Annotated in this window: 16 protein-coding genes; 4 read left to right on the top strand and 12 right to left on the bottom strand. The window is 40.8% G+C overall.

Going from position 1 to position 12,424, the window contains the following annotated elements; genetic code table 11:
• Positions 1-5 precede the first annotated feature (5 nt).
• From resA to ACVWXS_RS11720, 6 genes are all read right to left on the bottom strand, one after another.
• Positions 6-539 (bottom strand): thiol-disulfide oxidoreductase ResA, encoded by a 534-nt coding sequence (gene resA, locus ACVWXS_RS11745; protein WP_456958335.1) that lies wholly within the window; start codon positions 537-539, stop codon positions 6-8.
• 344 nt (positions 540-883) lie between these two features.
• Positions 884-1,615: a pseudouridine synthase gene (locus tag ACVWXS_RS11740; protein ID WP_402985289.1), complete on the bottom strand. Its 732-nt coding sequence runs from the start codon at positions 1,613-1,615 to the stop codon at positions 884-886.
• Positions 1,616-2,135: 520 nt separating this feature from the next.
• Positions 2,136-2,390, bottom strand: a complete 255-nt coding sequence (locus ACVWXS_RS11735) for a hypothetical protein (protein ID WP_456958334.1) — start codon at positions 2,388-2,390, stop codon at positions 2,136-2,138.
• Positions 2,371-3,438, bottom strand: coding sequence for a D-alanyl-D-alanine carboxypeptidase family protein (locus tag ACVWXS_RS11730; RefSeq protein WP_456958333.1), 1,068 nt, complete (start codon positions 3,436-3,438; stop codon positions 2,371-2,373). The genes ACVWXS_RS11735 and ACVWXS_RS11730 overlap by 20 nt, the downstream gene beginning before the upstream one ends.
• 520 nt (positions 3,439-3,958) lie before the next feature.
• Complete coding sequence (scpB, locus tag ACVWXS_RS11725; protein ID WP_368635579.1) at positions 3,959-4,552, bottom strand: SMC-Scp complex subunit ScpB; 594 nt, start codon at positions 4,550-4,552, stop codon at positions 3,959-3,961.
• Positions 4,524-5,303 (bottom strand): segregation/condensation protein A, encoded by a 780-nt coding sequence (locus ACVWXS_RS11720; RefSeq protein WP_368635317.1) that lies wholly within the window; start codon positions 5,301-5,303, stop codon positions 4,524-4,526. The genes scpB and ACVWXS_RS11720 overlap by 29 nt, the downstream gene beginning before the upstream one ends.
• A gap of 55 nt (positions 5,304-5,358) precedes the next feature.
• Here ACVWXS_RS11720 and ACVWXS_RS11715 point away from each other — a divergent pair, with 55 nt between their 5' ends.
• Entirely contained in the window at positions 5,359-5,865 is a 507-nt protein-coding gene (locus ACVWXS_RS11715) for a DUF309 domain-containing protein (RefSeq protein ID WP_456958332.1), read from the top strand.
• On the opposite strand, the gene ACVWXS_RS11710 is transcribed toward ACVWXS_RS11715, so the two are convergent.
• From ACVWXS_RS11710 to spoIIAA, 6 genes are all read right to left on the bottom strand, one after another.
• Positions 5,859-6,233, bottom strand: a complete 375-nt coding sequence (locus ACVWXS_RS11710; protein ID WP_456958331.1) for a GNAT family N-acetyltransferase — start codon at positions 6,231-6,233, stop codon at positions 5,859-5,861. The genes ACVWXS_RS11715 and ACVWXS_RS11710 overlap by 7 nt on opposite strands.
• Positions 6,234-6,432: 199 nt before the next feature.
• Positions 6,433-7,752: a diaminopimelate decarboxylase gene (gene lysA, locus ACVWXS_RS11705; RefSeq protein ID WP_456958330.1), complete on the bottom strand. Its 1,320-nt coding sequence runs from the start codon at positions 7,750-7,752 to the stop codon at positions 6,433-6,435.
• A gap of 211 nt (positions 7,753-7,963) precedes the next feature.
• The gene (locus ACVWXS_RS11700; RefSeq protein WP_368635321.1) at positions 7,964-9,406 is read right to left on the bottom strand and encodes a spore germination protein; all 1,443 of its coding nucleotides are present in this window, start codon (positions 9,404-9,406) and stop codon (positions 7,964-7,966) included.
• A gap of 15 nt (positions 9,407-9,421) precedes the next feature.
• Positions 9,422-10,213 carry an RNA polymerase sporulation sigma factor SigF gene (gene sigF / locus ACVWXS_RS11695; RefSeq protein WP_423472438.1) on the bottom strand — a complete coding sequence of 264 codons (792 nt, stop codon included), beginning with the start codon at positions 10,211-10,213 and terminating at the stop codon, positions 9,422-9,424.
• 10 nt (positions 10,214-10,223) lie between these two features.
• A complete protein-coding gene (gene spoIIAB / locus ACVWXS_RS11690) occupies positions 10,224-10,664 on the bottom strand; it encodes an anti-sigma F factor (RefSeq protein ID WP_068983009.1) in 441 nt (146 codons plus the stop codon).
• On the bottom strand, positions 10,657-11,010 hold the full coding sequence (spoIIAA, locus tag ACVWXS_RS11685; protein ID WP_423472436.1) for an anti-sigma F factor antagonist: 354 nt from the start codon (positions 11,008-11,010) through the stop codon (positions 10,657-10,659). Before spoIIAA ends, spoIIAB begins: the two co-directional genes overlap by 8 nt.
• 196 nt (positions 11,011-11,206) lie before the next feature.
• Here spoIIAA and ACVWXS_RS11680 point away from each other — a divergent pair, with 196 nt between their 5' ends.
• Genes ACVWXS_RS11680 through ACVWXS_RS11670 form a run of 3 tightly spaced genes read left to right on the top strand, consistent with a single transcriptional unit; the run spans position 11,207 to position 12,262 of the window.
• The gene (locus ACVWXS_RS11680; RefSeq protein WP_456958329.1) at positions 11,207-11,686 is read left to right on the top strand and encodes a hypothetical protein; all 480 of its coding nucleotides are present in this window, start codon (positions 11,207-11,209) and stop codon (positions 11,684-11,686) included.
• Positions 11,662-12,180: a hypothetical protein gene (locus ACVWXS_RS11675; protein WP_456958328.1), complete on the top strand. Its 519-nt coding sequence runs from the start codon at positions 11,662-11,664 to the stop codon at positions 12,178-12,180. Before ACVWXS_RS11680 ends, ACVWXS_RS11675 begins: the two co-directional genes overlap by 25 nt.
• Positions 12,116-12,262 carry a hypothetical protein gene (locus tag ACVWXS_RS11670; RefSeq protein WP_456958327.1) on the top strand — a complete coding sequence of 49 codons (147 nt, stop codon included), beginning with the start codon at positions 12,116-12,118 and terminating at the stop codon, positions 12,260-12,262. The genes ACVWXS_RS11675 and ACVWXS_RS11670 overlap by 65 nt, the downstream gene beginning before the upstream one ends.
• Positions 12,263-12,424 lie beyond the last annotated feature (162 nt).

Below are 12,424 nucleotides of genomic sequence, written 5' to 3'. Positions count from 1 at the left end.
ACTCCTTATTTCGGCTTCACTAATTCCATATACGAAGCAATTTTTTCCTCCGTCATCTCACCAGTAATAATTTTGACTACCTTACCATCTGGATCAATAAGGAGTGTTGCGGGTAATTGACCTACATTGTAGGCAGTCATAACGCTTTTTGTTTTGTCAATAACAACTGGGAACGTTAAATCGTATCTATCGACAAAACTCTGTACTTCAAAATCTGTTTGGGCAATATTGACAGCCAATGTTTGTACACCTTGATCTTTATAGATTTTATACTGACGGTCTATTGCAGGCATTTCCTTCTCGCATGGCTTACACCATGTTCCCCAGAAGTTCAAAAATACTCCCTGCCCTTTATAATCAGACAGCTTATGTTTCTCACCGTTTAAATCTACTAACGTGAAGTCTGGTGCTTTAGAGCCTACTTCTATTAACTCTACTTTATCCTTTGTTGCTGTTCCGTATACCGTGTAACCAATTGCTAATACTAACACTGCTAAAATAATGGTACGTATTACGAGACGTTTTTTCTTTTTCTCCAAGTTAATAAACCCCCCTATCAATTACGGCTTAGAGTAACTTCTATTGACGCTAAGCTTTTCATACAAACATTGTTATATGTATAGATTTTACCGTCTAATTTACAACATTTATGTTTGTCATATTCTATACTTGCCATTCGCTTGTGCGCCTAACACCACCTGATAAACAATAGCAACAATTTCAACAGGTTAATCTTGATGTACTATTCTCACCTATTATAGCAAAATAAAACAAAAACGCTTAGCTAATAATTATGAATGATTTATGAACGATTTCACCACAAAGAAAGTGAAAACATTACTATACACATAGTAATATTTCACTTTCTTAAGTAAATACCCGGTTATCCGATTTTCCCTGTCTCTGCTAACACTCGCAATTGTTTCACTTCATGCTTTGTCAATTCACGATATTCCCCCGGTGTTAGCCCAAATAAATCTAAAAAGGCAAAGCGCTCACGTTTCAGTTTAACAACAGGAGTACCGATTGCTTCGAACATGCGACGCACTTGACGATTTCGTCCTTCGTGAATAGTAATTTCACAGATTGCCTTTCCTGCCTTTTCATCAAAAGAAGTCATACTAACTTGTGCTGGTGCAGTTTTGCCATCTTCTAGCTTAATTCCTCGTTGTAGTTTTTTTAATCCTTCAATCGTTGGAACACCTTTGACACGAGCAATGTACGTTTTGTCGATTTTAAATTTCGGATGCGTCAGCATATAGGAGAATTCTCCATCATTTGTCAATAGTAACAAGCCAGATGTATCATAATCAAGACGCCCTACTGGGAAAATACGTTGTGGAATATGCTTAAACAAATCTGTGACAGTTTTGCGTCCTTTGTCGTCTGTTACAGCCGATATCGTTCCACGTGGTTTATATAGTAAATAATAAACCTTATCTTCTTTCTCAAGCTTAACGCCTTCCACTTCTATCGTATCTGAGTTGGAAACCTTTGTACCTAACTCACGCACTACGACTCCGTTCACCTTTACTTTACCTTCTACAATCAATTGCTCCGCCTTACGTCTTGATGCAACTCCTGCATATGCAATGACCTTTTGTAATCTTTCCATACTTTCACCTCTAGTTTTCTTTCACCTTGGTTTAGACACCAAAATCTAAACCTCATTCATTTATTAGGAATAAGGCTATTTTTCCCGCTAATCTGTGAAAATTATGTCACACTTTTGTGCATTAATCAATTATGCCTCGGCATAATTGCGTCCGGAATCGGCTTTGTGCTTGTACAAAGAACTCCTTTCCGATTCCGTGACATCCGCCGGAGGCTTTAGGCCAACAGGTGTTTTTTGTGCGAAAGCGCAGTGCTAACGTAGCGTCAGCAACATGATGTTGGTCACTCAGTCATTGCCACAGGACGTGGCGTTCTCAGACTGAGTTCCTAAATTTCAGCGGGTGTCCAAACACCCGCTGAAAGAAGTGAAAGAAAAACTAATTACATGCGAATTATTAAGCTATTTTAAATAATTTTTCACCAGCTATTTTTCTTTCAATTTATAGCTAAATTTCATCTCGCATTAACAGGCCGGGATCAGTTGGGATGCATTGATTAAAGTTTCACTATATCCAAAACCCTTATTCCTTTTCATTTATTTCTAGTATACTCTGTTCGTCAAATAGCAAATCGCTTTCATTTATGAAAATTTTAATAAATCCCGACTGATGTAATTGCTGTCGCGCACGATAATTAGCCGCAGGACGCGTTGTGCTTAGACTGAGTTCCATAATTTCAGTTAGTGTCCCGCCATCGACTGAAACCTTCTCGACAAAAAAATTGCTGAATGAATATAAAAAAATCAGCGTATCGCTTTTAACGATCCGCTGATTCAACAGTTACTGGCGTTGCATAAATACGCTGATCACCGATAAAAATGGATAATACAGCTTCCTGACGTTTCCTAGAAACATGTAATACCTGCCTTACTTTAGCCTTTTCCTCACTAGTTAACTGCAAACGAATTGGCTGCTCTAAACGTATTGCAAGCTTTTTGTTCACATTATATTTACCTTTTTTCACTACTGTTTCAAGACTATATTCTTCCCACACTTTGTTGGCTAATCCCCGATGTACATTCCAGTCATCTGATTCATTCAAGGTGACAACAATACAGGTTTGCCCGTCTTTTTGGAAGGCGGTTGCGAGGGTCCGACCAGCGACCTTTGTAAAGCCTGTTTTTCCAGCAAATGCTGAGCCTTTTGCTGATTTTAATGCACTGACAGGTTGTTGTCTCTCATCTATGTCACTAGCAACCCCTGACCCTTCTCGTAATAATCGGTGCTTATTTTCCCATAACATCCCGTTTTCAGTATTGGCACGAAATAAAACTGTTGAGGCAATCTTCTTGAACGTTTTATTTTGCAGAGCAATTCTCAGCATCTCAGCAGTATCTCTCGCAGACGATAAATGCTCATCATGGTGCAAGCCAGATGGGTTCATAAATACTGTATTTGTGAGACCCGAAACAACGGCTCGCTCATTCATTAACTTTACAAACCCTTCTACTGATCCCCCAGCATGCTCTGCTAAGGCTGTTGCTGCGTCATTACCTGAGCGTAGCATCAAACCATATAACAGTGTTTCCACCGTAACTGTTTCACCCGCCTGCAAGTAAATCGACGAACCTTCAGCCATTGCAGCTTTCGGAGAAATAACTACTTCATCTTGAAGATTGCTATTTTCGATAGCAACGAGCGCTGTCCAAATTTTTGTTAAGCTAGCAATTGGTAACCGTGCATCACTATTTGATTCTAATAATACACGCCCCGTATCACCATCTAAGACAGCATATCCACTACCCCCTCGCGCGAAACTGGTTTGCGGAAGCATTAACATTACCACGACTATCATGAACAATATTAAACGTACTAACCGAAGCAACGAGCCACTCCTTATTAAAAGTAATTGGAAATCTAGATTATATTTATGTTTCAAGCAAAGCATTATACCTATCAATTATACCTCGGCATAATTGCGTCCGGAATTGGCTTGTGCTTAGGCCTGCACGAGGGCCGACACGATGTCGGTCATTTCGGTAATGCCACAGGACGTGGCGTTTTTACCGATGCAGGTCAGGTAGCCGTTATCGCATGGATGCGATGATTTTAGGCTAACATCCTTTGTGAATTCCTTTCCGATTCCATGACATCCGCCGGAGGCTTTGGGCCACCAGGTGTTTTTTGTGCGAAAGCGCAGTGCTAACGTAGCGTCAGCAAAATGGTTTTGTCTGTGCGAAAGCATAGCGACAGCAAAAGGGTTTTATCTGCGCGAAAGCGAAGCGGCAGCGGCAACAACATGATGTTGGTCACTCAGTCATTGCCACAGGACGTGGCGTTCTTAGACTGAGTTCCTTTATTCCAGCGGCTCACCCGCTGAAAGAAGTTAATTCGGCCTTGCTCATTTATTTGACTCCACTAAAAGTTTCTTGGAATTTCGTCATAAATAGATCGGTTTCTTGCTCTGTTTCAACTAGCTCATCTTCAGGTAAAGCCGGCATTTCTTCTATACTATTTAAACCAAAGTAGTTTAAGAATTCTTTTGTAGTACCATATAAGATTGCACGTCCTGTCCCTTCCGAGCGACCAACTTCCTTAATTAACCCTCTAGAAGCGAGCGTTTGTATTGGTCTTTCACATTTCACACCGCGCAAATCTTCAATTGCCACACGTGTAATTGGTTGTTTGTATGCCACAATCGCAAGTACTTCGAGTGAGGCTTGAGATAATGATTGAACCGTTGGATTTTCTACTAATCTTTGAATCGTATCTGCAAGTTCTGATTTTGTGATCAGCTGATAAACTCCAGCTATTTCTTTCACTGTAACGCCTCTAGCTAAATCTTCTTCATATGTTGTACGTAACGCTTCCATTGCCTGTACTACATTTTCTTCCACTTCGCCTAAAAGCTGCGATAATTGTTTAATAGTTAAGCCATCGTCTCCTACAACAAATAATAAGGCTTCTATTCTACTCTGTAGCATTATTGTTTTCGTCATCATCCCATTCCTCCTTCTGTAAAGTAACCGTTAATTCTTCAAAGTTACCATTTTGCTCTACGATGACGACCTGACGTTTCATCAGTTCAAGAAGGGATAAAAACGTCAAAATAAGCGTTGGCTTATCTTCATAGGGAAAAAGCTCGAAAAATGATGCACGTCCACCTGTAGACCGTAATGAATCGACCACTGAACGCATTTGATCCTTCACTGAGCGTTCCTGTCTCGCTACAGTTGTTTTTAGTGGTTTTTTTAATTTTTTTCGACGCATCAGTTTTTGAAAGGCCCCAAGCATATCATAGATGTTGACGTTCAAATCAAATAACGCCATTTGCTCATCTGATGCTAACTCTGATAAATCTGCTGGCGACCTTGTAAATACCTGTGCCCGATCTGTTTCAAGCTCTTGCAGGCTACTCGCCGCTTCTTTATACTTCTTATACTCTATTAAACGTTGCACCAGTTCTTCACGAGGGTCTGGACCGTCGACTTCTAATTCGGCATCTTCCAGCTCACCTTCATGAATCGGCAAGAGCATACGACTTTTAATAGCCAATAATGTTGCAGCCATCACTAAATATTCACTAGCCTCATTTAACTCCAATACCTGCATAGCATGTAAATGGTCGATATATTGTTGAGTAATTTCAGCCATTGGGATATCATAAATATCAATTTCCAATCTGTGAATTAAATGCAATAATAAATCAAGAGGCCCTGAAAAGGCTTCTAATTTTACTTCATAAGACATTGTTTTACCACCCTGAGATTCTATGTTCTTTTAGTATAGTGGAAAGGAGTCCAAAATGCATCCACAGCATCATACTTTATTTATAGACTACTGCGCATATTTCAATGGTCATCAAGATTTTTTTGAATGCCATGAAGTACTTGAGGAATTCTGGAAGGATATTGCTCCAGGTGATAAAAAGCACCCTCTCGTTGGTTACGTACAGCTCGCAACAGGTCTATATCATTGGCGACGTGACAATTATATAGGCGCTGCACGAATATTAGAAAAAGCACTCAATAATTTTCAACATAATATGGGGCATATTTTTTTTGACGAAATCGACTACGATAAACTAGTAATACAACTATCAGATTCACTTTCTGCTATCCGAATGGGCAAGTCCTTCCAAGCATTTCAGCTTCCGCTTTCGCCCATATTGGAGGAATTAACGTTAGCGCGTATACAGCTTTTACCATCAAGTAGCTCTGACTATCTTCTTCATAAACATATGCTTCGAGACCGCTCACATATTCTTGCAGAGCGACAAGAAAGCAAACAAAGAAAAAGCAGACGTCAATGATCGTCTGCTTCTTCATCGATACAATTTATACATTTTTGAACAAATTTACGTGTTTCCTCTGTTGCTCGCACGCATTCATACTGACCAAGTTCTGCCACTTCCTGTAGCATTTCCTTCGCAACACCTTCACCTCTATAAGAAGGGACAACGGAAACATGTTGAATCGTAGCTACATTAATACTGTCTGTTACAAGTCCAACAATGCCAATATACTCATCGTTCTTTTTCCATAAATATAAGACCCAATTATCATCATTTTCATAGGAGTGGATTGTCTCTTTGAGCTTTTTTATGTCTTTTTCGTTAGGCATAAACGAGAGTAGCCCCATTGCTATTTTCTCGAAAGCTTTTTTATATCGAATTAACATATTTGTCTATTCCCTCTTTTTCTAGCTGTACATAATCTTTGACTATCCTACACGATTTGTACTTGTATCGCAAGTCAATTTCTGTCTTACGAACCAGGTCCGAGAATACCCTTAGACGCCAACACCCAATAGACAACGCCCCACAACAAAATAAAAGTTGAAATGGACGCCAATAATACCCATTTGTTTTTTCTCAAATTTACTCACCCTTTTTTAACGTTAGCGGGAGATCGTTTTGTACAATATCTTCATAACTTTCGCGTCGAATTGCTAATTGATGCTTGCCATTTTCTACAAACACAACTGCTGGGCGTGGAACACGGTTGTAGTTACTCGCCATAGAATATCCGTAAGCACCAGTACAGAAGATTGCTAGCACATCACCAGAAGTTGTTTCCTGAAGCTTAGCATCGATAATTAATTTATCGCCCGATTCACAAAGCTTACCAGCCACTGTATATGTTTCATTTTTTGATTCATTCGCTTTACTTGCAATGACCGCCTCATACTTCGCATCATATAATGCTGGACGAATATTATCACTCATGCCACCATCGACAGCAATATATTTACGAACATTAGGTACTGTTTTTTGTGAACCAATTGTATACAGTGAAGTTCCTGCATCGCCTACGAGTGATCGTCCTGGCTCAATCCAAATTTCCGGCATAGTTAGACCAAGTACAGTCGCTTTGTTCTTTACAACCGTAATCATATCCTCTACATATACTTGCGGCTCAAGCGGTGCATCTTCCTCAGTATAACGAATTCCGAAGCCCCCTCCTAAGTTTAACACAGTACATGTGAAATCGTGAGACTTGTTCCAATCAGAAATTTTATCAATCAATTTTTCCCCTGCTAAGCCAAAGCCAGCTGTGTCAAAAATTTGAGAACCGATATGGCAGTGTAGTCCTAGAAGCTCTAGGTATTCATGGTTAAAAGTTTGTTGGAAAGCCTCATCTGCTTGACCATTATTTAAGTCAAAGCCAAATTTAGAATCTGCTTGACCTGTCGTAATAAAATCATGTGTATGTGCCTCAACTCCTGGTGTGACACGTAGTAAAATACGCATTTTTTGTTGACGGCGCTCTGAAATCTCTTGTAAAAGCTGAATTTCATAGAAGTTATCCACGACAATACAACCAATTTTCGAGTCAAAAGCTAATTCTAATTCAGCAATGCTTTTATTATTGCCATGGAAATGAATGCGCTCTGCAGGGAATCCAGCTTTTAAAGCTGTAAATAATTCCCCTCCAGAGACAACATCTAAAGATAGGTTTTCTTCTGCCGCTAATTGGTACACAGCTACACATGCAAATGCTTTTGAAGCATAAGCTACTTCTGCTTTTACACCTAGTTTTTTAAACGTATCAATAAAGCTTCGTGCACGCTTTCGAATAAGCGCTGTATCATACACAAATAAAGGTGTACCATACTCTTTTGCAAGCTCTAGTGTATCTACCTGTCCAATTGTTAAATGACCATCTTCAGAAATCGCTTGTGTTCCATATAAATGCATGTGCATCTCTCCCTTTTCACATCGTTCCATCTTGTGATCAATTGCACCTCAATTTTAGAATGAATGTAGCAACCTTAAGCTACTATCCTTATTTAGAGGGATTACTTTATTCAATACCGTGTCGTATTTGTTGAATAAAAATAATTTTTGCAAAAATCACAAAATACTATAGATGAACTTTATCACATGAAAAAAACGAGTGCAACGGCTTCTACGATCTTTTTCGCTGTTTAGAATCGACTACATAAGGTCTTAATGCATCTACTGTCATTGGGAAACGGATAAGTACACGAAGCATCGCATTCGGAAAGAACGGAATAAGCGGCCACAAATACGGCGCTTGCATCGGACGCAATGAACATAAATACGTAAATAAGATAAAGATCCCGATAAATAACCCATTAACTCCCCAAATACCAGTCATTATTAATAACGCTAGTCTAAAGAATTTAACGGAGATACCTAGCTCATAAGACGGAATAATAAATGTCAGAATAGCTGAAACAGCTGTATATAACACTACCTCTGGAGAGAATACCCCAACATCAATTGCAATCTGACCAATAACTATACCTGCAACCAACCCCATCGCAGTCGATAAAGGTGATGGGGTATGAATGGCGGCCATCCTCAAAAATTCTATCCCTATATCTCCAATCAGTATTTGCAGTAAAATTGGGATATGCGATTTTTCCTTTTCACCTAAAAAGGATAACGCATCCGGTAAATATGTCCCATGCGTTGCAAATAAATACCATAAAGGCAATAATAATAAACCAACAACTACTCCAAAATAGCGCATAAAACGGACAAAGGTTCCAACTGTCGGTGCCTGTCTATACTCCTCAGCGTGTTGCAGTAAATGAAAAATTGTTGCAGGTACAATCATGACAGAAGGTGATGTATCGACCATAATGATTATGTGGCCCTCTAGTAAATGCGCTGCGGAAATATCCGGTCGTTCCGTATAACGGACAAAAGGAACTGGATGGAACTTTTGTTTAAACAGCCATTCCTCTAGTGATTTATCAGCCATTGTCAAGCCATCATGGTGAATTTGTCCAAGGCGCTGTCGCAATTTATCGAGCATTTCATCATTCGCAATACCCTTTATATACGCAAGTGCGACATCGGTTTGACCGATTTCGGATATTTTATGTAGCTCGAAACGTAAATTACTATTACGAATTCGCCGACGAACCAAACCAACATTTTGTGAAATACCTTCAATAAAGCCGTCCCTAGAACCACGAATAACCTTTTCATTATCAGGCTCCTCAGGTGAACGCCCTGGATAACTTCGAATATCAGCAACATAGGCATAACCACTTTTAGTTACAAAGGTTACTTGTCCACTTAATGTATCTACTAAAAAGGTTTTGCGTTCCGTTTCCTCTGATCGGCCTTGGAAATTGAAATAGGCTTCAAAATACTCCTTTTCATCCTCAACATCAATGTCCTCATCAGGCAACATATTAGAGAGTAATTGCGTTAACACTACTCCGTCTACAAGTCCGCTTATATATACGCAAAGAACCGGCAAATCTTTGACAAATAGATGCTTAATATTAACGTCAAATGATTCACCGTCACCAAATTGCTCTTTAAGAAAACTTTCGGCTTCTTCTAAGCTGTTAAATAGTTTGTTTGTCATGCTGTCACCATTTTCTTAAATGTCTTTTTTTACTTCTTCCTGTTCAACTGTGGCACTTGTGGCCATCCAATTTTTCAATTGGGCTAGAATTTTTTTCTCTAATCGTGATACCTGAACTTGTGATATACCAAGCCTGTTAGCAATTTCAGTTTGGGTACAATCTGAGAAATATCGTAAATAAATAATTGATTGCTCTCTAGGCTCAAGTCTTGTGAGCACCTCTTTTAGTGGAATATAGTCAAATGGCTGCTCGGATTTTTCGTCCTTCATCTGATCCATTAATGTAATAGAATCGCCTTCACTTTCATACAATTGCTCATGCAAGGAAGCAGGATCTCTCAATGCATCTGAAGCTGTTACAATTTCCTCAGTTGTGACACCAAGAACTTGTGCTAATTCATAAATGGTTGGCGGATGCTCATTTTTCTTAATGAATTCATCAGTTGCATGACGAATTTTAAAATTAAGCTCACGAATAGATCTGCTAACTTTTACCATACCATCATCCCTTAGAAAGCGCTGAATTTCACCGATGATCATTGGTACAGCATATGTCGAAAACTTTACATCATACGTTAAATCGAATTTATCCACAGACTTCATGAGTCCTATGCAACCAATTTGGAATAAATCCTCGAGCTCCACACCTCTACTTGTAAAGCGTTGGACGATAGACCACACAAGCCTCGTATTCCCCTCAATCATTCGTTTACGAGCCTCATGATCGCCCTGCTGTGCACGTGCAATTAAATCTCGCATTTCTTCCTGTGACAATAGCTTATCGGACGACTGTTCTAGCGGCTTCACAATCGCACCCTCACATTACCGCTGTTCGAACCGAGTAAAATTTCTTCGTAAACGTGACAGTTGTACCTTCTTGCCACTTGGACATTACTGTCAACTGATCTGAAAAACTATCCATAATTGTAAAGCCCATACCTGAACGTTCCATCGCACTTTTCGTCGTATATAACGGCTCCATTGCTTGACTTACATCCTCAATGCCAATACCTTTATCCAAAACAGACACGGTCACAATATCATCCTCACGTTTTGCATGAACTGTAACAACGCCTTTACCATCCTCTTCATAACCGTGAATTATAGCATTGGAAACAGCCTCTGAGACAACCGTTTTAAATTCGGACAGCTCATCAATAGTTGGATCTAATTGTGCGATAAAGCCTGTCACAGCTACACGCGCCAAGGCTTCATTTTCACTAAGTGCTAAAAAAGTTAATGTCATTTCGTTATCCATTTACAATCCCCCTAACTCGCTCAATCGCTTCTTCTTCTGTTGCTTCCATCATCCACGGCCCTAAACCTGAAAATTGAAATACTTTTCGCATTGTCGGCGATGGATTCAATAAAACTGTTCGTCCAGCGACCGCCTCTAACTCGCGCATTCGACCAAGCACTAAACCTACACCCGAACTATCCATAAAGGAAAGTCCCTCTAAGTTCCAAATAATGGTCGTTACAGCTCCCTGAAAAATTGCTGTAGATATTTTAGCTCGAATTTGCTCTACTGCATGATGATCGAGCTCCCCAAATAAACGTATAACCACTGTCTCTCTTGTTACCATTTCTAATTGAAAATGCATGAACATCGCCTCCTCCTCGTGCAATTCCACATTCAATGTGGTGAATCCTTGCGGCTGACAGAACTAGTGCAAAGTCTTCCGAAATAGTGTCAAATCGACATACTTATAGCTTTTTAGGTTAAGTGCAGTATGGGATAAATCAACATTTTTTAAACGTGGCGGCCATTTTTCACAAGAATTATTATGATGATCAATTATGCCGAGGCATAATTGTGTTCAAAGGCTTTGTGCTTGCGTAAAGAACTCTTTTCTTATTACGAAGTCTATCCTTCTATTTGGTGATTCAATCCGATGCTTCGGCTTTTCTTTTCGTCGCTTTGTCGGTTCTATCCACGATTTTGGCTGTTCTATCCATCACTTTGTCGGTTCTATCCACGATTTTGGCTGCTCTATCCATCACTTTGTCGGTTCTATCCACGATTTTGGCTGCTCTATCCATCACTTCGGCTCTTCTTTCCGTCACTTCGACTCTTCCTTCCGTCGCTGGAGACTTTCCTTCCGTCGCTCGGGCTCTTCTTTCCGTCGCTTAGACTCTTCCTTCCGTCGCTCTAGCTCTACTTTCCGTCGCTTTGACTCTCCCTTCCGTCGCTCTGGTTTCCTTCCGTCGCTTCGACTCTTCCTTCCGTCGCTCGGGCTCTTCTTTCCGTCGCTTTGGCTCTTCTTTCCGTCGCTCTAGCTCTACTTTCCGTCACTTCGACTCTTCCTTCCGTCGCTTTGGCTCTTCTTTCCGTCGCTCTGCCTTCCTTCCGTCGCTTAGACTCTTCCTTCCGTCGCTCTAGCTCTACTTTCCGTCACTTCGACTCTTCCTTCCGTCGCTTTGACTCTCCCTTCCGTCGCTCTGGTTTCCTTCCGTCGCTTCGACTCTTCCTTCCGTCGCTCGGGCTCTTCTTTCCGTCGCTTTGGCTCTTCTTTCCGTCGCTCTGCCTTCTTTCCGTCGCTTTAGCTTTTCCTTCCGTTGCTCTGGCTCTTCTTTCCGTCGCTTTGACTCTTCCTTCCGTCGCTCTGGTTTCCTTCCGTCGCTCGGGCTCTTCTTTCCGTCGCTTTAGCTTTTCCTTCCGTCGCTCGGGCTCTTCTTTCCGTCGCTTTGGCTCTTCTTTCCGTCGCTTTGGCTCTTCTTTCCGTCGCTCTGCCTTCCTTCCGTCGCTTAGACTCTTCCTTCCGTCGCTCTAGCTCTACTTTCCGTCACTTCGACTCTTCCTTCCGTCGCTGGAGCCTTTCCTTCCTTCGATCTGTCTTCTTTCCGTCGCTTTAGCTTTTCCTTCCGTCACTTCGACTCTTCCTTCCGTCGCTTTGGCTCTTCTTTCCGTCGCTTTGGCTCTTCTTTCCGTCGCTCTGCCTTCCTTCCGTCGCTTAGACTCTTCCTTCCGTCGCTCTAGCTCTACTTTCCGTCACTTCGACTCTTCCTTCCGTCGCT

This window comes from Lysinibacillus sp. TE18511, assembly GCF_054062295.1.
Note: the sequence above shows the minus strand (reverse complement) of the source record. Positions and strands in the feature narration are given on the sequence as shown.

What these genes read in the sequence shown, in the direction of transcription:
- ACVWXS_RS11740 (WP_402985289.1), bottom strand. Translation starts at nt 1,615, where the DNA reads ATGGAAAGATTACAAAAGGTCATTGCATATGCAGGAGTTGCATCAAGA.
- scpB (WP_368635579.1), bottom strand. Translation starts at nt 4,552, where the DNA reads ATGACGAAAACAATAATGCTACAGAGTAGAATAGAAGCCTTATTATTT.
- ACVWXS_RS11720 (WP_368635317.1), bottom strand. Translation starts at nt 5,303, where the DNA reads ATGTCTTATGAAGTAAAATTAGAAGCCTTTTCAGGGCCTCTTGATTTA.
- ACVWXS_RS11715 (WP_456958332.1), top strand. Translation starts at nt 5,359, where the DNA reads ATGCATCCACAGCATCATACTTTATTTATAGACTACTGCGCATATTTC.
- ACVWXS_RS11710 (WP_456958331.1), bottom strand. Translation starts at nt 6,233, where the DNA reads ATGTTAATTCGATATAAAAAAGCTTTCGAGAAAATAGCAATGGGGCTA.
- lysA (WP_456958330.1), bottom strand. Translation starts at nt 7,752, where the DNA reads ATGCATTTATATGGAACACAAGCGATTTCTGAAGATGGTCATTTAACA.
- ACVWXS_RS11700 (WP_368635321.1), bottom strand. Translation starts at nt 9,406, where the DNA reads ATGACAAACAAACTATTTAACAGCTTAGAAGAAGCCGAAAGTTTTCTT.
- spoIIAB (WP_068983009.1), bottom strand. Translation starts at nt 10,664, where the DNA reads ATGGATAACGAAATGACATTAACTTTTTTAGCACTTAGTGAAAATGAA.
- spoIIAA (WP_423472436.1), bottom strand. Translation starts at nt 11,010, where the DNA reads ATGCATTTTCAATTAGAAATGGTAACAAGAGAGACAGTGGTTATACGT.
- ACVWXS_RS11680 (WP_456958329.1), top strand. Translation starts at nt 11,207, where the DNA reads ATGCCGAGGCATAATTGTGTTCAAAGGCTTTGTGCTTGCGTAAAGAAC.